21 protein-coding genes are annotated in these 22,104 nt (G+C 54.9%); 15 read left to right on the top strand and 6 right to left on the bottom strand.

Going from position 1 to position 22,104, the window contains the following annotated elements:
- The first annotated feature begins 10 nt into the window (after nt 1–10).
- Entirely contained in the window at nt 11–895 is an 885-nt protein-coding gene (ubiA, locus tag LQK91_RS10645; RefSeq protein WP_105099481.1) for a 4-hydroxybenzoate octaprenyltransferase, read from the top strand.
- A 60-nt stretch (nt 896–955) separates the two neighbouring features.
- On the opposite strand, the gene plsB is transcribed toward ubiA, so the two are convergent.
- A complete protein-coding gene (plsB, locus tag LQK91_RS10650; RefSeq protein WP_105099482.1) occupies nt 956–3,379 on the bottom strand; it encodes a glycerol-3-phosphate 1-O-acyltransferase PlsB in 2,424 nt (807 codons plus the stop codon).
- A gap of 128 nt (nt 3,380–3,507) precedes the next feature.
- On the opposite strand from plsB, the gene LQK91_RS10655 reads away from it, so the two are divergent.
- The 4 genes from LQK91_RS10655 to LQK91_RS10670 all read left to right on the top strand — a co-directional run bounded on the left by LQK91_RS10655 (nt 3,508) and on the right by LQK91_RS10670 (nt 6,394).
- Nucleotides 3,508–3,876, top strand: coding sequence for a diacylglycerol kinase (locus LQK91_RS10655; protein ID WP_003855779.1), 369 nt, complete (start codon nt 3,508–3,510; stop codon nt 3,874–3,876).
- Nucleotides 3,877–3,981: 105 nt separating this feature from the next.
- A complete protein-coding gene (gene lexA, locus LQK91_RS10660; RefSeq protein ID WP_003855777.1) occupies nt 3,982–4,596 on the top strand; it encodes a transcriptional repressor LexA in 615 nt (204 codons plus the stop codon).
- Nucleotides 4,597–4,694: 98 nt separating this feature from the next.
- Nucleotides 4,695–6,017, top strand: coding sequence for an MATE family efflux transporter DinF (gene dinF / locus LQK91_RS10665; RefSeq protein WP_039660678.1), 1,323 nt, complete (start codon nt 4,695–4,697; stop codon nt 6,015–6,017).
- Nucleotides 6,018–6,181: 164 nt separating this feature from the next.
- Nucleotides 6,182–6,394, top strand: a complete 213-nt coding sequence (locus LQK91_RS10670) for a CsbD family protein (protein WP_003855774.1) — start codon at nt 6,182–6,184, stop codon at nt 6,392–6,394.
- A gap of 89 nt (nt 6,395–6,483) precedes the next feature.
- On the opposite strand, the gene zur is transcribed toward LQK91_RS10670, so the two are convergent.
- Nucleotides 6,484–7,005, bottom strand: a complete 522-nt coding sequence (zur, locus tag LQK91_RS10675) for a zinc uptake transcriptional repressor Zur (RefSeq protein WP_033763401.1) — start codon at nt 7,003–7,005, stop codon at nt 6,484–6,486.
- A gap of 450 nt (nt 7,006–7,455) precedes the next feature.
- Here zur and LQK91_RS10680 point away from each other — a divergent pair, with 450 nt between their 5' ends.
- The 3 genes from LQK91_RS10680 (at nt 7,456) to pspG (ending at nt 10,251) form a co-directional block, all read left to right on the top strand.
- On the top strand, nt 7,456–8,706 hold the full coding sequence (locus LQK91_RS10680) for a conjugal transfer protein TraF (RefSeq protein ID WP_003855763.1): 1,251 nt from the start codon (nt 7,456–7,458) through the stop codon (nt 8,704–8,706).
- A 105-nt stretch (nt 8,707–8,811) separates the two neighbouring features.
- On the top strand, nt 8,812–9,804 hold the full coding sequence (dusA, locus tag LQK91_RS10685) for a tRNA dihydrouridine(20/20a) synthase DusA (protein WP_008926606.1): 993 nt from the start codon (nt 8,812–8,814) through the stop codon (nt 9,802–9,804).
- Nucleotides 9,805–9,984: 180 nt separating this feature from the next.
- A complete protein-coding gene (gene pspG, locus LQK91_RS10690) occupies nt 9,985–10,251 on the top strand; it encodes an envelope stress response protein PspG (RefSeq protein WP_003855759.1) in 267 nt (88 codons plus the stop codon).
- Between the two features lie 211 nt (nt 10,252–10,462).
- Here pspG and LQK91_RS10695 read toward each other — a convergent pair whose 3' ends face one another.
- On the bottom strand, nt 10,463–11,446 hold the full coding sequence (locus LQK91_RS10695; protein WP_003855757.1) for a quinone oxidoreductase: 984 nt from the start codon (nt 11,444–11,446) through the stop codon (nt 10,463–10,465).
- 96 nt (nt 11,447–11,542) lie between these two features.
- On the opposite strand from LQK91_RS10695, the gene dnaB reads away from it, so the two are divergent.
- The 6 genes from dnaB to LQK91_RS10725 all read left to right on the top strand — a co-directional run bounded on the left by dnaB (nt 11,543) and on the right by LQK91_RS10725 (nt 16,512).
- On the top strand, nt 11,543–12,949 hold the full coding sequence (gene dnaB / locus LQK91_RS10700; protein ID WP_003855755.1) for a replicative DNA helicase: 1,407 nt from the start codon (nt 11,543–11,545) through the stop codon (nt 12,947–12,949).
- 129 nt (nt 12,950–13,078) lie between these two features.
- Nucleotides 13,079–13,558, top strand: coding sequence for an Lrp/AsnC family transcriptional regulator (locus tag LQK91_RS10705; RefSeq protein ID WP_105099483.1), 480 nt, complete (start codon nt 13,079–13,081; stop codon nt 13,556–13,558).
- Nucleotides 13,559–13,799: 241 nt separating this feature from the next.
- Complete coding sequence (locus LQK91_RS10710) at nt 13,800–14,414, top strand: YitT family protein (protein WP_003855751.1); 615 nt, start codon at nt 13,800–13,802, stop codon at nt 14,412–14,414.
- 40 nt (nt 14,415–14,454) lie between these two features.
- Nucleotides 14,455–15,648: an aromatic amino acid transaminase gene (locus LQK91_RS10715; RefSeq protein ID WP_105099583.1), complete on the top strand. Its 1,194-nt coding sequence runs from the start codon at nt 14,455–14,457 to the stop codon at nt 15,646–15,648.
- A gap of 121 nt (nt 15,649–15,769) precedes the next feature.
- Nucleotides 15,770–16,189: a secondary thiamine-phosphate synthase enzyme YjbQ gene (locus LQK91_RS10720; protein WP_003855749.1), complete on the top strand. Its 420-nt coding sequence runs from the start codon at nt 15,770–15,772 to the stop codon at nt 16,187–16,189.
- A complete protein-coding gene (locus LQK91_RS10725; RefSeq protein WP_003855748.1) occupies nt 16,189–16,512 on the top strand; it encodes an MmcQ/YjbR family DNA-binding protein in 324 nt (107 codons plus the stop codon). The genes LQK91_RS10720 and LQK91_RS10725 overlap by 1 nt, the downstream gene beginning before the upstream one ends.
- A gap of 53 nt (nt 16,513–16,565) precedes the next feature.
- On the opposite strand, the gene LQK91_RS10730 is transcribed toward LQK91_RS10725, so the two are convergent.
- Nucleotides 16,566–17,630, bottom strand: coding sequence for an NAD(P)-dependent alcohol dehydrogenase (locus tag LQK91_RS10730; RefSeq protein ID WP_003855747.1), 1,065 nt, complete (start codon nt 17,628–17,630; stop codon nt 16,566–16,568).
- A gap of 233 nt (nt 17,631–17,863) precedes the next feature.
- Nucleotides 17,864–20,692, bottom strand: coding sequence for an excinuclease ABC subunit UvrA (gene uvrA / locus LQK91_RS10735; RefSeq protein WP_003855745.1), 2,829 nt, complete (start codon nt 20,690–20,692; stop codon nt 17,864–17,866).
- Nucleotides 20,693–20,916: 224 nt separating this feature from the next.
- Between uvrA and ssb1 the strand changes: the two genes are divergently transcribed.
- Nucleotides 20,917–21,468 (top strand): single-stranded DNA-binding protein SSB1, encoded by a 552-nt coding sequence (ssb1, locus tag LQK91_RS10740; protein WP_003855743.1) that lies wholly within the window; start codon nt 20,917–20,919, stop codon nt 21,466–21,468.
- Nucleotides 21,469–21,551: 83 nt separating this feature from the next.
- Here ssb1 and LQK91_RS10745 read toward each other — a convergent pair whose 3' ends face one another.
- Entirely contained in the window at nt 21,552–22,073 is a 522-nt protein-coding gene (locus LQK91_RS10745; RefSeq protein ID WP_105099584.1) for an isochorismatase family protein, read from the bottom strand.
- Between the last annotated feature and the right edge of the window lie 31 nt (nt 22,074–22,104).

The raw sequence follows: 22,104 nt of genomic DNA on the forward strand, positions 1-22,104 counted from the left end.
GGATTCTGTGGTGCAAAATAGCTTAAGTATGAATAAGTGGCGGGCCTATGCTCGCCTGATGCGTATTGATAAACCGATCGGTACGCTGCTGCTGATGTGGCCAACGCTCTGGGCGTTATGGCTGGCGGATATGTCGATTCCGCCGCTGCCGGTGCTGGCGGTGTTTGTGGCCGGGGTTTTCGTGATGCGAGCAGCCGGTTGTGTGATCAATGACTACGCCGATCGGAAAGTCGATGGTCACGTTGAGCGCACAAAGCACCGTCCACTGGCCAGCGGCGCGGTCAGTGCAAAAGAGGCTAAGCTGCTGTTTGTGATTCTGGCGCTGGTGGCGTTTGCGCTGGTGCTGACCATGAATCTGATGACGATTATGCTCTCCGTCGTGGGGCTGGCGCTGGCCTGGGTCTATCCCTTTATGAAGCGCTATACCCATCTGCCGCAGGTCGTTTTGGGTGCCGCGTTTGGCTGGGCAATTCCCATGGCGTGGTCCGCAGTTAGTGAGTCCTTACCTCAGGTCTGCTGGCTGGTATTTATCGCTAATATCTGCTGGACGGTGGCTTATGACACGCAGTATGCGATGGTGGACCGGGATGATGATCTGAAGATTGGTGTGAAATCGACAGCGATTTTATTTGGACGTTTCGACAAGCTGATCATTGGCCTGCTGCAACTGGCGACCCTGCTGCTGATGGCGCTGGTGGGCATGATGCTGCATCTGAATGGTGCTTTCTACTGGACGCTGCTGCTGGCGGCTGCGCTGTTTGTTTATCAGCAGAAGCTGATCGCCGGGCGCGAACGTCAGCCCTGCTTCCAGGCTTTCCTGAATAACAACTACGTCGGGATGGTGCTGTTCCTGGGCGTACTGATGAATACGCCGCCGTTCAGTCAGCTGTTCTGAAAGTTTTGGGCATAAAAAAGGCGACCTCATGAGGTCGCCTTTTTACAATGCGCGCGGCGGTCAGTCGTGCGCTACCGCGGTTTCAATGGTCATGCGGACATCACTGGTGACCAGGTCAGCCAGAATATGCCAGGTCGCCAGGGTCTGCGCGACATCGGCATCACCGCTGTCGCTGATATACCCTTCATCACGCAACGTCAGTACCAGTGAGGTAAAGACCGCTTTGTCGAAGAACTCCGGCGCATTGATTCCGTGCAACACTGACAGACGCTGTGCCAGCGTCCGGCTCTCTTTCTCCAGCGTGCCACGGTTAATCGTCGGCTTGGCGCTGAGAATCGAGAAGGTAATGGCATAACGCTGCAGCGTTTCGCGCACACCAGCAGCCAGCAGTTGCAGCGTGCGATAGCGTGCTGCGGTAAAGCGCAACTCACCCGCTTCGACGGTAATCAGGCCCTGACGTGCCAGCTCCTGACTTACGTCAGTCAGCAGTTGTGGCAGCTCATCGGTCTGCCAGCGCAGGAACAGTTCACTCTTCAGCATCGGATAGACCAGGCTCACCTGACGCAGCAGTTCCGCTTCACTCAGCGTCTGATGTTGCTGAACAATAGCGGCAATCAGCGACGGCATCACCAGCATGTGATGAATGTTGTTACGGTAGTAGGTCATCAACACTGCCTGCTCACGTGGCAGAATGATGATGTCGCCAATACTGTCTTTTTCACTCTCAAATTTGTTCATACCCAGGGCGTGATCCAGCAGCGCTTCTGCGGAAAGATCGGGTACGGTCGCATTGGGCGAATAAGGCACATTACGCAGCAACTGGGTATAGCACTCCAGCTGTTCAATCAGCTGTTCACGGGTTAGTGAGCGCTGACGTGACGCCAGCAGCGCCGTGACACAGAGGTTCATCGCGTTAGCCGCGCCCGCTTCATTAATACGCACCATCAGACTGGCCGCGATGTCATTAACGGTCGGCGTTAACCAGCTCGGACGTTGCGGCTCAATCGGATCGATCGCGTCGCGCCATTCCGGCACCCGCTTATTGAGATAGTTGACCAGCGGCAGCGGTTCGCCGAAGTTAACGTAACCCTGACCGAGATTGCGCAGCTTGCGTAAGCCGCGCACCATCTGCATGAAGCCCTCTTTCTCTTTGGCTGCACCGCGTAGTTCTTTGGCGTAAGTGCCTACTTCCATCACGTGCTCATAACCGATGTAGATCGGCACCAGCGTGATGGGGCGATTTCCGCCGCGCAGCATCGCCTGTAAGGTCATGGCTAAGGTGCCGGTTTTAGGGTCAAGCAGGCGACCGGTACGTGAACGGCCTCCTTCGACAAAGTATTCAACTGAATAGCCGCGGGTGAACAGCTCGCCGAGATATTCGCGGAATACCGTGGCGTAAAGCTTATTGCCTTTAAAGGTACGACGAATAAAGAAGGCGCCCAGACGACGGAAAATCGGTCCGGCTGGCCAGAAGTTGAGATTGATACCCGCGGCAATGTGCGGCGGCACCAGCCCCTGATGATAGAGCACATAGGAGAGCAGCAGATAATCCATGTGACTGCGATGGCAGGGTACATAGACAATCTCGTGGCCATCCTGCGCCAGCTGGCGAACTTTTTCACCGCCATTGACGTTGATGCCCTGATAGAGACGACTCCAGAGCCAGCCCATCACACGGTCGGTGACGCGAATGGCTTCATAGGAGAAGTTAGCAGCGATCTCTTCCATCATCTCAACAGCATTCTGCTGGGCTTTCTCATGGGAGATTTTTTTGCTGCGCGCTTCATCTTCGACGGCTTTTTCAATCGCTTTGGATTGCAGCAGACGATTAAACAGATCCTGACGCGCCGGTAAACGCGGGCCGATCGCCGCCAGTCGCTGACGGGCAAAATGGATGCGTGCCACGCGAGCCAGTTTCTGGGCAATCGACTTGTCCGTACCGTGTTCCGTTGCCATGCGGCGCAGCGAGACGGTCGGCGAGAAGCGGACAAAACTGTCACGTCCGTGCCAGATGACCGCAAAGAATTTCTGCACCCCATTCAGCACACGCAGATGCGGCGTCGCTTCGCCCTGGACTTCACGTCCTGGCGCACGACCAAACATCACGGTGACCGGCAGCATCTGAATATCCAGCTCAGGATTATTGCGATGCAGGTCGAGGTAATCGTGAAAGATTTTTACCGATTCAACGCTGGGCACAAAATAGGGAAATACGCGTGGGCCATTATGAATAAACACGTGGCGCGGCAGCAGCGAACCATCAATCTCCAGCGGAATCAGCGGATCGGGCAGATGATGCCGCAGACACTGTGCGCGTAAAGTCAGTAAGTCAGCCTTCGAATCGTAAGGCAAAACATACATAATAGGTCGGGTCGGATCCAGACCATGTTCAGACACGGGATCGGCCGGAATGGCCTTACTTTTTACCAAAAAGGAGAGTGGTAAATTAAGTAATTTGTAATAGAGTTTACGCCAACCTGACATAGACAACATGAAGCCTCTTGTTAGCAAAGCGCCGCAAGCATACCAGAAAGCGCAGCGAAGATCTGTGGTGGTGCCAATTGCACGCAGCCCAGACATTGACGTCAATTGAATGAAAGGGTTCCCACATCATGGCAAATAATGCCACCGGACTTATCAGAATAGTAAAAGCCGCAGGTTACTCCTGGCAGGGACTGCGTGCCGCCTGGCAGCATGAAGCCGCCTTTCGGCAGGAAGCTCTGGCTGCGCTGGCCGCTATTATTATCGCGTGCTGGCTGGATGTCGATGTGATCGCCCGCATCCTCATGATTGGCGCCGTGGTGCTGGTCGTCATTGTCGAAATCCTCAATAGCGCCATTGAAGCGGTGGTTGACCGGATTGGTCAGGAACATCATCCCCTGGCGGGCCGGGCCAAAGACATGGGCTCGGCGGCGGTACTGATCAGCATCTTACTGGCCCTGTTTGTCTGGGTCGCGCTGCTCTGGACACATTTGCGATAAGCCTTCCATAACGCGCCTGAGGGCGCGTTTTCCCTGACAATCGGTTTCCATTTCGCCAATACCTGTATATACTCACAGCGACTGTATAAACAACCAGGGGGCGGGATGAAAGCATTAACCAGCAGGCAGCAGCAGGTCTATGACCTGATTCGCGACCATATATCTTCAACGGGCATGCCGCCTACGCGTGCAGAGATCGCCGCGCAACTGGGCTTCCGTTCGCCAAATGCGGCTGAAGAGCATCTGAAAGCGCTGGCGCGTAAAGGCGTTATTGAGATCGTTTCGGGTGCATCACGCGGCATTCGTCTGTTAATGGAAGAAGAAGTTTCAGAAGGACTACCGCTGATTGGCCGGGTTGCTGCCGGTGAGCCGATCATGGCGCAGGAACATATCGAAACCCACTACAAAGTGGATCCGGGCCTGTTCAAGCCTTCTGCCGACTTCCTGCTGCGCGTCAGCGGAATGTCGATGAAAGATATCGGGATTATGGACGGCGACCTGCTCGCGGTACATAAAACCCAAGATGTGCGCAACGGTCAGGTTGTCGTTGCACGCATTGATGATGAAGTCACCGTTAAACGCTGGAAAAAGCAGGGTGCTATCGTGCATCTTCTGCCTGAAAACAGCGATTTTGACCCTATCGTGGTCGACACCCGTGCGCAGTCACTGACCATTGAAGGTCTTGCGGTTGGCGTGGTGCGTAACGGCGAGTGGCTTTGATTCTGAGGCCTGCGTGCATTCGCCTTTTCTGATGCTATTCTGTCTGCCCTAATTTTGTTGCCTGCTTTGCTGCAGCGACACTGAGCACGGAACGGCGAATGCGCTTTATCACGGCAACGGATAAAAATCTCTGGCGGCTTGCGCTGCCGATGATCCTTTCAAATATCACCGTTCCCTTACTGGGCGTGGTCGATACTGCAGTTATTGGTCATCTCGACAGCCCTGTCTATCTTGGCGGGGTTGCGGTCGGGACCACAGTGACCAGCTTCCTCTTTATGCTGCTGCTTTTCCTTCGAATGAGTACCACTGGCCTGACGGCGCAGGCGTTTGGTGCGGGCGATAAAACCGCTCTGGCACGCGCGCTGACGCAACCGCTGATCATTGCGCTGCTGGCCGGCGTGCTGTTCATCGCATTGCGTTATCCGATTATTCAGCTGGCGACCCATCTGGTAGGTGGCAATCCTGATGTACTGGAACAGGCGGCGCTGTTTATTCAGATTCGCTGGCTCAGTGCACCTGCCACGCTGGCAAACCTGGTCATCCTGGGCTGGCTGTTGGGCGTTCAATATGCGCGGGCGCCGGTAATCCTGCTGATAGTGGGCAATCTGGTGAACATCGTGCTCGATCTCTGGCTGGTGATGGGGCTGCACTGGGGTGTCGCGGGAGCAGCAACCGCCACGGCGCTGGCGGAGTACATCACGCTGGGCGTCGGCGGCATCATGGTCTGGCGGGTGTTAAAGCTGCGCGGTATTACGTTTAATCTGCTGAAGCAGAGCTGGCGCGGTGACAGCGGCCGACTGCTGCGACTGAACCGGGATATCATGTTGCGCTCTCTGATGCTGCAGCTCTGTTTCGCCTCGCTGACCGTGCTGGGTGCGCGGCTGGGTCCGGATGTGGTGGCGGTTAACGCGGTATTACTGATGTTCATTACCTTTACTGCCTACGCGCTGGATGGTTTTGCCTACGCGGTTGAAGCTTTTGCCGGCGAAGCGCATGGCGCAAAAGATGGCAGTAAATTGCAGCACGTCTGGCACTCAGCCTGTCGGCAGGCGGTGGTAGTCGCGCTCTTCTTCTCGCTGGTTTATGCCATTTTTGGCCCGCAGATTGTTACCCTGCTGACCTCGCTTGAGTCACTGCAGCAGACAGCTGACCGCTATCTGGTCTGGCAGATAATCATGCCGCTGATCGGCGTCTGGTGTTATCTGCTGGATGGAATGTTCATCGGGGCGACACGTGGACGCGAGATGCGTAACAGCATGGTCGTGGCGGCGGCTGGCTACTTTCTGACGCTGCTCAGCGTACCGTTGCTGGGCAACCACGGTCTCTGGCTGGCGGTGACGGTATTCCTGGCGCTGCGCGGCCTGTCACTGTGGCTCATCTGGCGTAAGCACTGGCGTCAGAACAGCTGGTTTGAGGCGTGATCCAGCAGCGCTGACCCGGGAGGATACGGATTATTCTGTATTATTCTGCATTTTTGAAATTGGCTACTACAATTAACTCTAACAAGCGAAGTTAACCCGCGCTTTGTATCGTTATTTTGTTAAGCAGCAAGATAATTATTTAACCCGAGGATTGGAGGTCTGCCATGAACAAAGATGAAGCGAGCGGTAACTGGAAGCAGTTCAAAGGCAAAATGAAAGAGAAATGGGGCAAGCTGACCGACGATGATATGCAGGTTATCGAAGGTAAACGCGATCAGCTGGTCGGTAAAATCCAGGAACGCTACGGCTATGCAAAAGATGAAGCAGAGCGCGAAGTAGCAGACTGGGAAGGCACCAATAAAGATTACCGCTGGTAATCAGCGCATTCCCCGATAGCCCGCTAAAATCGTTCCGGCGCGCCTGCACCGGAACAGTACAGGGACGGAACCGCACAAGGATGTGCCCGTCAGCCGCGTTTTCCCCGCTTTTTACCCTCATCCTGATGATTATGATCGCAACTCTCATGGTGCGTGCAGGCTTCAACGACGGCACAACTTTCACATAAACCATGTGCTTCAATCACGCTGTGGCGTAATGCAAACTGCGCTTCACCCGCCAGTGTCGCGATAATCTTTTCTACGCCCTGTGCCTGTTTCTCTGTAACGGCTGCACAACGGTCGCAGACCAGCATGACTGACGTATGTGCCGGTGCTTCAAAGTGGTGACACATGACGTAGCTATTGTTGGATTCCACCCGATGAATGAAACCCTGTTCCAGCAGAAAGTCCAGCGCCCGATAGACCGTGGGCGGCTTAGCCTGTGGTTCGCTGACGCGAAGTTGATCCAGCAGGTCGTAGGCGCTGATAGAGCCCGGCTGTTCCGCCATCAGGCGCAAAACCTCAGCACGCTGCGAAGTCAGACGCACACCGCGCTGCAGGCACATTTTTTCGGCCTGAATCAAAATTTGCTGCGACGTCATGTTGGTCATGAAAATTCTCCGCTGGATAAGTGATGTTATTTTATCACACATAGTTTCGCGGTGCTGAGGTTGGTTTTTGTCTGATAAAACAGCATTATTCGCCTGATAAAGCAGCATATTTAGAATTCAGCCCGCTTTTTATCTCAAATATGACGATAATTCAGATCCATTCTGCAACCGTCTGAAGCGGAATTTGTTGGCATTTTGCTTTGCATCTCACTGAGTTAAGAAGTAATGTTCAGAAAGACTTAAGAAAAGTCTGGCATTGTTTGAAATGCACCGATGCAGTCTGAACTATTACAACGGTTTTTTGATTGGAAAACGTCCAATCCTTTGAATTAAGACACTGTTTCCTTTGAATTCACAGCAATAACGCGTTAGCCAGGGTTCACAATAGGGCTAACAAACTATTCAGTCGTTGAATGTTTCAATGACAATTTCTCAGGTGATGGCAGGCAAATGGTGAAAAAATCCGCTCAACGTTCAGCGCTGAAGTACTCCGCTGTAGTGACCGCGCTTTTCCTTTCTTCTTCCGCCATGGCGGCAGGGACCTGGTACGATGCACGTAATGACGCCATGGGTGGCACCGGCGTAGCATCTTCTCTTTATGGTTCCGCAGTGCTGGCGAACCCGGCATTGATGACGCGTGCTAAACCCGACGATAACGTCAGCATTATTGTTCCTTCAGCGGGTATTCAGGTTACTGACAAAGATAAGCTGCTTGATAAAGTTGATGATATTTCGGACACCGTGGATCGTTACCGCACAGTGCTGAATAACTTTACGCCAGCGGATTTCTTCCGCGGCTACCCTGAATTACGCGCCGCCTCCGGCGATGTCGCTAACAAACTCAGCGATTTGCGTGGCAACAAAGCGGATGGCAGTGCGGGTGCGGCCGTGGCCGTGACCATCCCCAATGAGACCCTGCCTTTCGCCTTTATCACCAAAGCCTACGGAACCGCGCACGTCCGCGCCAATGTCGTACAGGGTGATATCGACTATCTGCGCGGTGTTGCTGACGGTACGCGGTTCCCACGTCCTGGCGATCAAAATAACCTGCGCTCCAGCGCCAATGGCCTGGCGGCACTGACCACCGATTACGGTGTCGCGGTGGCGCATGAGTTCACCATCGCCGGTCAGCCAGTATCTGTTGGTGTGACGCCAAAAGTGCAGAAAACCTGGCTCTATAACTATACCGCCAGCATCTACAACTACGACAAGAACGACATCAACAATAGTAAGTATCGCAGCACCGACACCGGCTTTAACGTTGATGCCGGTCTGGCGACCACCTTTGCTGAAAACTGGACGCTGGGCGTGACCGGACAGAACCTGGTTTCACGCGATCTGCAGACCAGAGAGGTCAATGGTTACCGCGACACCTACCAGATTCGCCCGCTGGTCACCACCGGTCTCTCCTGGGATAAAGGTCCGTTTACCGTGACGGGCGATGTGGATCTGACTGAAACCAAACGCTTCAAAAGCCAGGATAACAGCCAGTATGCGGCGGTGGGCGCGGAATACCGCGTATTTGACTGGCTGCAGCTGCGTGGCGGTTATCGTGCGGACATGCGTTCTCACGACGAGAATGTCGCCACAGCAGGTTTTGGTGTGTCACCGTTTAACAAAGCCGTCCATCTGGATCTGGCTGGCTCAGTGGGTGCTAACAACACCTGGGGCGCGATGATGCAGCTCGGCTTTAACTTCTAACCGCGTTATTCAGGCTGTCGGGGTCGGGCGATGCACTATCGCCCGCCCTTGTGTTATCCTTGCACAGAATTCCATCATCTTTAATTACCGGATTGCCTGCGCTTCATGTCTAATTTCTCTTCGCAACGCTTCTCTATTGCCCCTATGCTCGACTGGACCGATCGTCACTGTCGCTATTTTCATCGTCAGCTGACCGGCGATACGCTGCTCTACACCGAAATGGTGACCACGGGCGCGATCATTCATGGCAAAGGGGATTACCTGGCTTACAGTGAGGCGGAACATCCGGTCGCATTGCAGCTCGGTGGAAGCGATCCGGCGGCGCTGGCGCAGTGCGCGAAGCTGGCAGAGCAGCGTGGCTACGATGAAGTGAACCTCAATGTCGGCTGTCCCTCCGATCGCGTACAAAATGGTCGTTTCGGTGCCTGCCTGATGGCCGAAGCGAATCTGGTTGCGGATGCCATTAAAGCGATGCGCGACGTGGTCTCCATTCCGGTCACGGTGAAAACCCGCATCGGGATTGATGAGCTGGATAGCTATGAATTCCTGACTGATTTCATCGGCACGGTGGCGGGACGCGGCGAGTGCGAGACATTTATCATTCATGCGCGCAAAGCCTGGCTCTCTGGCCTCAGCCCTAAAGAGAACCGCGAAATTCCCCCGCTGGATTATCCACGCGTCTATCAGCTGAAACGCGATTTTCCGCATCTGACGATCGCGCTGAATGGCGGCGTGAAAACGCTGGAAGAGGCAAAGACTCATCTGCAACACCTCGATGGTGTGATGATGGGACGTGAAGCCTATCAAAACCCCGGCATTCTGGCGCAGGTCGATCAGACGTTGTTTGGTCGTCAGCATCCGGCGGCTAACCCGGTGGACGTGGTGCGCGCCATGTACCCCTACATTGAAGCGGAACTGGCGAAGGGCACCTATCTGGGGCACGTCACGCGCCATATGCTGGGACTGTTCCAGGGCATTCCCGGCGCCCGTCAATGGCGACGCCACCTGAGTGAAAACGCCCACAAACCGGGTGCTGATGTCCGTGTGCTGGAAGCCGCGCTGGCGCTGGTAGCGGATAAGATCCCGCAGGAAGCCTGATCTGCAATCCCGTCCTGAAAAACCAGCCATCAGGGTTGGTTTTTTTTACGCCACTTTATGGTTTTTTTCGCCAAAGCGTCATGCGGCTTTTGATTTTTATTATATAAAAATCAATGAATTAATGGTTGGCATGCTTCTTGTAATAGCGATAACAATCGATTTCAAAAAAGGAGCGCTGACGTGGAAATATTATTCGTATTAGGGTTTTTCCTGATGCTGTTGCTGACCGGTGTTTCGCTGATTGGTGTGCTGGCGGCACTGGTTGTCGCAACCATCGTGATGTTTGTCGGTGGACTGTTCGCACTCGTGATCAAAGTATTGCCGTGGCTGGTGCTGGCGGTGATCGCTGTATGGCTGCATCGGGCCTTTTTTGGCGACAGCGATGCGCGAGCGCGTCGTAAGCTGAGACGTAAAATCGACAGGCTGGACCGTAAAGGCTGGCGCTAAATGCGGTGATGATCACACTGTGAGAGATTGCTCAGCGCTGAACTGCAATTAACCATACTTTTTACTTATGTTTTCTGGCAGGATGCCTGAGGTCAAATCGATGTGCCATCGACTCGACATGAATTCATCGCCGCTGTCCCTACACCAGCGCGAACAAAAAATAAAAAACAGAAGAGGGCTTCCCATGGGAAGCCCTTTTTGTTGCCTGCAATTACGGGATTAACAGACAGGATCCCTGCGTGGCGCGGCTCTCCAGCAACTGGTGCGCTTTGCTGGCCTCTTTCAGCGCAAACTTCTGCTGTTCCGGCACATCCACTTTAATTGCGCCACTCGCCAGCAGAGAGAACAGTTCGGCGCTGGCGATTTCCAGCTCCTGACGGTTGGTGACATAGCCAAAGAGTGAAGGGCGTGTCACAAACAGTGAGCCTTTTTTATTCAGAATACTGAGATCAACGCCGGTTACCGGCCCCGATGCGTTACCAAAACTCACCATCAGGCCATGACGGCGCAGCGAGTCCAGCGACGCCTCCCAGGTATCTTTACCCACGGAGTCATACACCACGGCCACTTTTTTCCCTTCAGTCAGCTCGCTGACGCGCTGTGCAATGTTCTCTTCGCGGTAATTAATGGTCGCCCAGGCGCCGGCATTTTTCGCCATGGTGGCTTTTTCCGCTGAACCCACGGTGCCGATCAAATGCGCACCCAGCGCTTTTGCCCACTGACAGGCGATTAACCCGACGCCGCCGGCGGCAGCATGAAACAGGAAGGTCTCACCGGCGCTGATTTTATAGGTCTGGCGCAACAGATATTGCGTGGTGAGTCCTTTCAGAAAGCTGGCTGCGCCCTGCTCAAAGCTGATGGCTTCCGGAAGATGCATCAGGCGATCTTCCGCCACGTTGTGCACGTCACTGTAAGCACCCATAGCCGCCATGCAGTAGACCACGCGATCGCCGGGTTTAAACAGGGTCACACCATGGCCTACGCGCGACACCACGCCCGCGGCTTCTGTCCCCAGGCCTGAGGGAAAATCGGCAACCGGATAGAGCCCGCTGCGAACATAAGTATCGATGTAATTAATCCCGATAGCGCGATTTTCAACCTGCACTTCATGTTCAGCGGGGTCAGCAGGTTCAAAATCCGTCCACGCTAAAACGTCCGGACCGCCATGTGCGCTGAACTGAATACGCTTTGCCATTCTGACTCCTGTGATTGTTTCATCATGAGGGTGAGGCACGCACCCCAACTAAGGTATACTTGCGCGTCCCCACAGAAGATCGGTAATGCATTCACTATGGCAGGAAATAAACCCACCAACAAATCGAACGAAACGCAGGATCGCCAGCTCGCAGGCGTGAAAATGCCCCCGCATTCTCTGGAAGCGGAGCAGTCGGTGCTCGGTGGGTTAATGCTGGATAACGAGCGCTGGGATAACGTCTCTGAGCGCGTCGTCGCGAATGACTTTTACAACCGCTCGCATCGGCTGATTTTTTCCGAGATGCAGCGGCTGCTGGAAAACAGCAAACCCATTGACCTGATTACGCTCTCCGAATCGCTGGAAACCCGTGGTGAACTGGAGATGGCGGGCGGATTCGCCTATCTGGCTGAACTGGCGAAAAACACCCCGAGCGCGGCAAACATTGGCGCGTATGCTGACATCGTGCGTGAACGTGCGGTGGTGCGTGAGATGATCTCCGTCGCCAACCAGATTGCCGATGCCGGTTACGATCCGCAGGGACGTAACAGCGAAGAGCTGCTCGATTTTGCCGAGTCGAACGTCTTTAAAATTGCGGAAGCGCGCGCGGATAAAGATGCTGGCCCGAAAAACATTGAGCAGATTCTGGAATCGACCGTCTCCCGTATCGAATCGCTCTATCAGACGCCGCACGATGGTGTCACCGGCGTCGATACCGGCTATCAGGATCTGAATAAAAAGACCGCAGGCCTGCAGGGCTCTGACCTGATTATTGTCGCCGCACGTCCGTCGATGGGTAAAACCACCTTTGCGATGAACCTGTGCGAAAACGCCGCCATGCTGCAGGAAAAGCCGGTGCTGATATTCAGTCTGGAGATGCCCAGCGAGCAGATCATGATGCGTATGCTGGCCTCGCTCTCTCGCGTCGATCAGACCCGCATCCGAACCGGACAGCTGGATGATGAGGACTGGGCGCGAATCTCCGGCACCATGGGCATCCTGCTGGAGAAGAAGAACATGTACATTGATGACTCTTCTGGCCTGACGCCTACCGAAGTGCGTTCGCGCGCCCGGCGCATCTACCGTGAAAACGGTGGCTTAAGCATGATCATGATCGACTACTTACAGCTGATGCGTGTGCCGGCGCTGTCGGACAACCGTACGCTGGAAATTGCGGAGATCTCCCGCTCGCTGAAAGCGCTGGCCAAAGAGCTGAATGTACCGGTGGTGGCGCTGTCGCAGCTCAACCGCTCACTGGAACAGCGTGCTGACAAGCGTCCGGTCAACTCGGATCTGCGTGAATCGGGCTCGATCGAGCAGGATGCGGATTTGATCATGTTTATCTACCGCGATGAGGTTTACCACGAAAACAGCGATCTCAAAGGGATCGCCGAGATCATTCTGGGTAAACAGCGTAATGGTCCCATCGGTACGGTGCGCCTGACCTTTAACGGTCAGTGGTCGCGCTTTGATAACTACGCGGGCCCGCAATACGACGACGAATAATCGCCGGTTTGTGCTGTCATGCACGATCTGTGCATGACAGCACCCATCATCAGAAAATAGTGTTGGACAACCTCTCGGGTAATCGGGTTATCTGTAATAAAGCGACGCCTGGACCGATGTGGAAACGGAATGACTCACGTAGACGATTACGACCTTAAAATCCTCACTTTATTACAATCTAACGGCCGTCTGACCAATCAGGAACTTAGCGATCTGGTCGGCCTTTCCGCCTCACAATGTTCCCGCCGCCGTATCAATCTGGAACAGGCTAATCTCATCCTGGGTTATCACGCCCGGCTGTCGCCCGATGCGATCGGACTTGGCATGGTGGGATTAATCGAGGTGCGCTTAATTAACCACACCGCAGAATATGTCGAGAGCTTTCACCGCATGGTGGAGCAGGAGCAGGCGATCGTGGACGCTTACAAAACGACCGGTGACGCTGACTATCTGCTTAAAGTGGCGGTGGCCGATCTCAATTCCCTCAGTGCACTAATCAGCCAGTTAGTCGCGGGCCACCAGAGTGTTTCCCATGTGAAAACCTCGGTAGTACTGGGACGAATGAAAGAGAACGGGCTGATGATGATCCCCGGAGAGAAGGCGCGCTAAAAAGGTGCGTGATGTGCGGTTTTGGTGCACACTTGCGGCAATAAATGCAAATAACGCGCATGTTGACGGACTTTAATGCATAGGTTGATGGTGCAGGCCAGAATTTGTGCACAACTTTCCGTTATAAAGCGCCTTAGATATCAACAGGATATCGCGGGCACTTCGTTTACAGCCGTTAAGGGGTGTGACGCTGGTGTGTTTTTTGCATAGAAACGGCATCTTTTGCACTGAGAAAACCTCCATGGATAACATCGCAGAACCCTCCCGCGTCCCACATTCGCGCATTGAAGATGCGCTGGCGATGGTGCTCGGCACCCTGATGGTCTCGTTCGGCGTCATTATGCTGAAACAGGCGGGCGCGCTGACCGGCAGCACCGCAGGCATCGCCTTTCTGATCAGTTATCTCTCGCCGCTTTCGTTTGGCAGCGCGTTCTTCCTGATCAACATCCCTTTTTACTGGCTGGCGGTAAAACGCATGGGCTGGGAATTTACCCTTAAAACGTTCTGTGCCGTCGGACTGGTGTCGCTGTTTACCCAGCTGCACCCGCTGTTCGTCCACTTTTCTGACCTTAACCCCTTCTATGCGACACTGTTCGGTAACGTCATTATGGGAATCGGGTTTATAGTGTTATTTCGTCATAAGGCGAGCCTGGGCGGCATCAATATTCTGGCCCTGTGGCTACAGGATCGCTTTGGGATCCGCGCGGGTAAACTGCAAATGGCGGTTGATACCTGCGTCGTGCTGGCCTCACTGTTTGTGGTGAGCGGCCCCATCCTGCTTGCGTCTATTGCGGGCGCGGTGATCCTGAATCTGATAATTGCAATGAACCATCGTCCGGGACGCTATCGGGTTTAATCCGCCTCTGACCTCTGGACCAATCATGGAGACCTACACCGTGTTTCAAAACGTTGATGCCTATGCTGGCGATCCGATTCTGTCGTTGATGGAAGCGTTCAAACAAGATCCACGCGAACACAAAGTTAACCTGAGTATCGGGCTCTATTACGACGAACAGAATATCATCCCGCAGCTGAAGGCCGTCGCCGCTGCCGAAGAGCAGATCTATGCTGAGCCGCATCAGGCTTCCCTCTATCTGCCGATGGAAGGGCTGAACAGTTACCGCAGTGCGATTGCACCACTGCTGTTTGGTGCCGATCATCCGGTGTTAAACGCGGGCCGGATTGCATCGATTCAGACGCTGGGTGGTTCTGGCGCGCTGAAAGTGGGCGCGGATTTCCTGAGGCGCTACTTCCCGCAATCTGCAGTCTGGGTCAGCGATCCGACCTGGGAAAACCACATCGCGATCTTTAATGGCGCAGGTTTTGAGGTCAATACCTATCCCTGGTATGACGCAGAGACCCACGGTGTGCGATTTGATGCCTTCATCAGCACGCTGAAAACCTTGCCTGCGCAGAGCATCGTGCTGCTGCATCCCTGCTGCCATAACCCGACCGGCGCTGACCTGACTGATGCGCAGTGGGATCAGACCGTTGAGGTGCTGAAAGCACAGCAGCTGATTCCTTTCCTTGATATCGCCTATCAGGGCTTTGGTGCCGGTATGCAGCAGGACGCTTATGCACTGCGTGCGGTCGCGGCGGCGGGTCTGCCTGCGCTGGTCAGTAACTCCTTCTCCAAAATCTTTTCGCTCTATGGCGAGCGCGTAGGCGGTCTCTCCATCGTCTGTGACAGCGCCGAAGAGTCAGCGCGCGTACTGGGCCAGTTGAAAGCCACCGTTCGCCGCAACTACTCCAGCCCGCCTAACTTTGGTGCGCAGGTGGTTGCGCGCGTTCTCAATGATGAGGCACTGAAAGCCAGCTGGCTGGCTGAAGTGGAAGCGATGCGTCTGCGTATTCTCGCGATGCGTCAGTCGCTGGTGGATGTGCTGAGTACCGCGCTGCCAGGTAAAAACTTTGACTACCTGCTGAAACAGCGTGGCATGTTCAGCTATACCGGCCTGAGTGCGCAACAGGTCGATCGTCTGCGTAACGATTTTGGCATCTATCTGGTGGGCAGCGGCCGCATGTGTGTGGCCGGTCTGAACAGCAAAAACGTGCATCAGGTCGCTGAAGCCTTTGCCGCCGTGATGTAATGGCTGTCTGGCTGTAAATTAAACCGTCAGGGTTCGCTCTGGCGGTTTTTTTATGGGTCAGGGTTTACCTTTCGGCGTCATGCTGCACACTTAAACGGGATAACCGTTTCAGGAATACGCTATGTGGCATCAACAAACTATTACGCTGAGCGCGAAGCCGCGTGGATTTCATCTGGTCACCGATGAGATCGTCAACTCGCTCTCCGGACTGCGTGATATCAAAACCGGTCTGCTGCATCTGCTGTTACAGCACACCTCGGCGTCGTTAACCTTAAATGAGAATTGTGACCCGACGGTGCGCAGCGACATGGAGCAGCATTTCATGCGGCATGTGCCGGAGAACGCACCATATCAGCATGACTACGAAGGGCGTGACGATATGCCGGCGCATATCAAATCATCGATTGTAGGCGTTTCGCTGTTATTGCCGGTTCAGCGGGGGCGTCTGGTGCTGGGCACCTGGCAGGGTATCTGGCTGGGCGAGCATCGCATTGAGGGCGGTGCCAGGCGGATTGTCGCTACGTTACAAGGGGAGTCGTAATGAATAACTCAGATTTATTGACCTACTGCATGAGCAAGCCGGGCGCGGAGCAGAGCGTCCACAGTGACTGGAAGGCAACGCAGATTAAAAGCAACGGTGTGCTGTTTGCAATGGTGCATGAGGCAAAAGGGCGGCCAGCCGTTTCGCTGAAATCGACGCCTGCGCTGGCCGAATTACTGCGCGAAGAGCATAGCGACATCATTCCCAGTGAGCATCTGAACAAGTCACACTGGAGCACGCTGTTTCTGGACGGCTCGCTGAAAGATTCGCAGATTTACTATCTGGTCGATGCTTCATTCCAGCAGGTTGCGGCTGCCCGATAAACGGCAATAAAAAAACCCTCTTACCCGAGCAAGAGGGTGTCAGATCTGACGGGTTACGCGGCAGGCTGCTCGCGCAGGGTATTGATGTCGATAACAAAGCGGTATTTCACATCGCTTTTCAGCATGCGCTCATAGGCTTCGTTAATCTGATCCATCGCGATCAGTTCAATGTCTGACGTAATGCCATGCTCACCACAGAAATCGAGCATCTCCTGGGTTTCTGCGATGCCGCCAATCAGTGAACCGGCGATGCTGCGACGCTTGAAGATCAGGTTAAACACCTGTGGTGCCGGGTGATCGTGCTCCGGTGCACCGACCAGCGTCATGTTGCCGTCCAGTTTCAGCAGGGTGATGAACGGGTTGAGATCGTGCTGAGCAGCCACGGTGTTCAGAATGAAGTCAAAGCTGTTCGCGTGCTGCGCCATCTGCTCTGGATCTTTAGAAATCACCACTTCATCGGCACCCAGACGTTTGCCATCTTCAATTTTGGACGGCGAGGTGGTGAACAGCACCACATGTGCGCCCATTGCATGGGCAATTTTCACGCCCATATGACCCAGGCCGCCTAAACCGACGATACCCACTTTCTTGCCAGGACCGACATTCCAGTGACGCAGCGGTGAGTAGGTGGTGATACCGGCACACAGCAGCGGTGCAACGCCCGCCAGCTCCAGGTTCTCCGGAATGCGCAGCACAAAGCTCTCATCAACCACCATCGACGTTGAGTAACCGCCGTAGGTAATGGCGCCGGTTTCACGATCTTCGCCGTTATAGGTGCCGACAAAGCCGTTTTCACAATACTGCTCCAGACCCTGCTGACAGCTCGGACAGCTGCGGCATGAATCGACCATACAGCCGACGCCGACCAGATCGCCGACTTTATATTTCTGCGTCTGCGGGCCAACAGCGGTCACGCGACCGACAATTTCATGACCCGGAACCACAGGGAAAATGGTGTTTTTCCACTCATTACGGGCCTGGTGCAGGTCTGAGTGGCAAACGCCACAGAACAGCACTTCAAGCTGAACGTCATGGGCGCGCAGCTCACGCGGCTTAAAATCGAACGGTGCCAGTTTGGATTTTGCATCCTGAGCAGCATACGCATGCGTAATATTCATGGTGTCTCCAGTTTCGATGTGTCGTGAGTGTTATTCGATGAAGTGCAGCAGCGTTAATGTGCTGCGAAAACAGGGCGACGCCAGGGACGTGCCAAAGAGGAACTGCTTAAGGATAGTCAGCCTGGGGAAAAGCGTATATGCCTATACATGTCTGAATCTTGCCTGATTCTGCATTTTTCTGGCTGAATCAGCAGATGACATGAAAAGGCCCGCACGCGGCGGGCCTGCAGGAATTACTTCTGTAACAGAGGCTTCAGGAAGCGTGCAGTATGGGATTTCTCACACTCCGCCACGGTTTCTGGCGTGCCGGCAACCAGGATTTCACCGCCGCCGCTGCCGCCTTCCGGACCGAGATCCACAATCCAGTCTGCGGTTTTGACCACGTCAAGATTGTGCTCAATGACCACGATGGTGTTGCCCTGATTGCGCAGCTGATGCAGCACTTCCAGCAGCTGCTGGATATCGGCAAAGTGCAGACCGGTGGTCGGCTCATCAAGAATATAGAGTGTCTGACCGGTGCCGCGCTTCGACAGTTCACGCGCCAGCTTCACACGCTGGGCTTCACCGCCGGACAGGGTCGTGGCGGACTGACCGAGGCGGATATAGGTAAGACCCACATCGATCAGCGTCTGCAACTTACGCGCCAGCGCCGGCACGGCATCGAAGAACTCACGTGCTTCTTCGATAGTCATCTCCAGCACTTCGTGAATGCTCTTGCCTTTATACTTCACTTCCAGCGTTTCACGGTTATAGCGTTTGCCTTTGCACTGGTCGCACGGCACATAAATGTCCGGCAGGAAGTGCATTTCGACTTTCAGCACACCATCACCCTGACAGGCTTCACAACGTCCGCCTCGAACGTTAAAGCTGAAGCGACCCGGATTGTAGCCACGCGAACGCGCTTCCGGCACGCCCGCAAACAGTTCACGCACCGGCGTGAAGATGCCGGTGTAGGTGGCTGGGTTAGAGCGCGGTGTACGACCAATCGGGCTCTGATCAATGTCGATCACTTTGTCGAAGTGCTCCAGTCCCGCCACTTCGCGGTAAGGTGCCGGTTCGGCGATGGTTGCACCATTCAGCGCTCGCTGGGCAATCGGGAACAGCGTATCGTTGATCAGGGTCGATTTACCCGAGCCGGAAACACCGGTAATGCAGGTGAAAAGCCCGACCGGCAGCGTCAGCGTGACATCTTTGAGGTTGTTGCCGCGTGCGCCGGTAATCTTCAGCACTTTGGCCGGATCGCCTTTGACGCGTTCCTCTGGCACCGTAATACCCCGCTTGCCGCTCAGGAACTGGCCCGTCAGTGACGCGTCTTCCGCCATAATCTGATCGACGGTTCCTTCAGCCACCACCTGGCCGCCATGTACGCCTGCACCCGGACCGATGTCGATGACATGATCAGCGGCACGAATCGCATCTTCATCATGCTCAACCACGATCACGGTGTTACCGAGGTCTCGCAGATGAATCAGGGTGCCAAGCAGACGTTCGTTGTCGCGCTGATGCAGGCCGATTGAAGGCTCATCCAGCACATACATGACACCGACCAGGCCGGCACCGATCTGGCTGGCCAGACGGATACGCTGCGCTTCTCCACCGGACAGGGTCTCGGCGGAACGGGACATCGAGAGATAGTTCAGGCCGACGTTGACCAGGAAGCTCAGGCGATCGCCAATCTCTTTCAGAATCTTCTCGGCGATCTGCGCGCGCTGGCCGCTGAGTTTCATGTTTTCAAAGAAGGACATCGCATGGCCGATGCTCATCTCAGAGATGGTCGGCAGCGTAGTGTTCTCGACGAAGACGTGGCGCGCTTCACGACGCAGACGGGTGCCTTCACAGCTGGCACAGGCGCGGTTGCTGATAAATTTCGCCAGCTCTTCGCGTACCGCTGAAGACTCGGTCTCTTTGTAGCGGCGCTCCATGTTATTGAGCACGCCCTCAAACGGATGACGGCGAACAGACGTATCGCCGCGATCGTTGATGTACTTAAATTCGATGCTCTCTTTGCCTGATCCGTACAGAATTACTTTCTGCACGTTCTCGGGCAGGCTGCCGAACGACGCTTCGATATCAAAATCGAGGTGCTCCGCCAGCGAACGCAGCATCTGGAAGTAGTAGAAATTGCGCCGATCCCAGCCACGGATTGCGCCGCCTGCCAGAGAAAGTTCAGGATTCTGCACCACGCGGTCAGGATCGAAGTATTGCTGTACGCCCAGGCCGTCGCAGGTTGGACAGGCGCCTGCCGGGTTGTTAAACGAGAACAGGCGCGGCTCCAGCTCGCTCATGCTGTAACCACAGATGGGGCAGGCGAAGTTAGCCGAGAAGAGCAGCTCTTCTGCGGCGCTGTCATCCATGTCCGCCACGATAGCCGTGCCGCCGGAGAGCTCCAGCGTGGTTTCAAACGACTCCGCCAGACGGGTCGCCAGATCGTCACGCACTTTAAAGCGGTCAATCACCACTTCAATGGTGTGCTTCTTCTGCAGCTCAAGTTTCGGCGGATCGGAGAGGTCACACACTTCGCCATCGATACGCGCACGGATGTAGCCCTGCGTCGCCAGATTCTCCAGCGTCTTGGTGTGCTCACCCTTGCGATCTTTCACCACCGGTGCCAGCAGCATCAGGCGACGGCCTTCCGGCTGGGAAAGCACCTGATCCACCATCTGGCTCACGGTCTGCGCCGCCAGCGGCACATCATGATCCGGGCAGCGCGGTTCGCCTACGCGGGCAAACAGCAGACGCAGATAATCGTGAATCTCAGTGATGGTTCCCACGGTTGAACGTGGGTTATGCGAGGTGGATTTCTGTTCGATGGAAATGGCGGGCGACAAACCTTCGATATGATCGACGTCCGGCTTCTCCATCAACGAAAGAAACTGGCGCGCATACGCAGAGAGCGACTCTACATAGCGGCGCTGACCTTCCGCATACAGCGTATCAAACGCCAGTGAGGATTTACCTGAACCTGACAGGCCGGTCACCACAATGAGTTTGTCGCGTGGGATGGTCAGGTTGATGTTTTTCAAATTATGGGTGCGGGCACCACGAACTTCGATCTTATCCATTCACCTTTCCCGGATTAGCAGCACTCACCGCGCCTTGCCGACACGGCCAGAATAAACGTGTCATTATGGCACAAAAAATAGACTGAATAAATATCCAGTACTCTTGCGCGCCAGAACAGAGAGCGTTAAAACTGGAACCCCGCTCGAAAGTGGGAAACAGTCCGCAGGACGTGTTAGAATTGATAGATTAGACTGTATGCATTAACTCATCGGGAGACAGCAACATGGCCAGTCGTGGCGTTAACAAAGTGATTCTTGTCGGGAATCTGGGTCAGGATCCGGAAGTACGTTACATGCCAAATGGTGGCGCTGTTGCCAACATTACGCTGGCTACATCGGAGAGCTGGCGCGACAAGCAGACCGGTGAAAACAAAGAGATCACTGAGTGGCACCGTGTGGTGCTGTTTGGCAAACTGGCTGAAGTCGCAGGCGAATACCTGAAAAAAGGTTCGCAGGTTTACATCGAAGGCCAGCTGCGTACCCGTAAATGGCAGGATCAGGGCGGCCAGGAACGTTACACCACCGAAGTCGTGGTTAACGTTGGCGGCACCATGCAGATGCTGGGCGGACGTCAGCAGGGTGGAAACGCGGGTGCGCCAGCAGGTGGCGGCGCGCAGGGTGGCAACAACAATGGCTGGGGTCAGCCGCAGCAGCCGCAGGGCAATAACAACCAGTTCAGTGGCGGCGCGCAGTCTCGTCCGCAGCAGCCACAGAGCGCGCCGGCCAGCAACAACAACGAACCCCCAATGGATTTCGACGACGATATTCCATTCTGATTTCGCTGGCTGGAATTCTTCTGGCAAAGAGTGCAAAAAGCCCGCTTATGCGGGCTTTTTTTATGCGCGGCTTTTGCGGCCTGTTACGACCATTCTGCCAGAATGGCCTCCGTGCTCAGCACACGCGGCACGTTGCCGGGGATCAGCAGTGAAGCCCACACCTCATTGTGCTGGTTAATCAGCGCATCGGCGCTGACCCAGCGGCGATCTGCCGTGGTGTGTGCATCCGCAGCGACGGTGATGGCATAGCCCGCACTGGCTCCGACTTTTATTGTGGTATCCAGGCAGTAGTCTGTGGCACAGCCGCACACCACAAATTCCTTAATCGCCAGCCTTTCTAACAGCGCGCCCAGCTCGGTTTGCCAGAAGCTGTCGCAGGCGGTTTTCGTGATGTAGTGCGCGCCAGCAGGCTGAGCGATTTCCGTCAGCAGCTCAAACGCTTCATTCCCCTCACACATCGTGCCTTCACGATGTTGTATAAAGAGGGTGATGTCGGCGCGTGCGGTCAGCCGGTTAATCTGCGCCACTCGTCCCGCTTTATCGAAGCGTGGCGAGCTGAATACGCCATTCTGCATATCGACAACCAATACCACCCGCTGTGCCATGCTTAACTCCATCTGGTTTAAAAAAACAGTG

Origin of the sequence: Pantoea sp. MHSD4 (assembly GCF_021043305.1) — a bacterium.
GTDB classification, from domain to species: Bacteria; Pseudomonadota; Gammaproteobacteria; order Enterobacterales; family Enterobacteriaceae; genus Pantoea; species Pantoea eucalypti.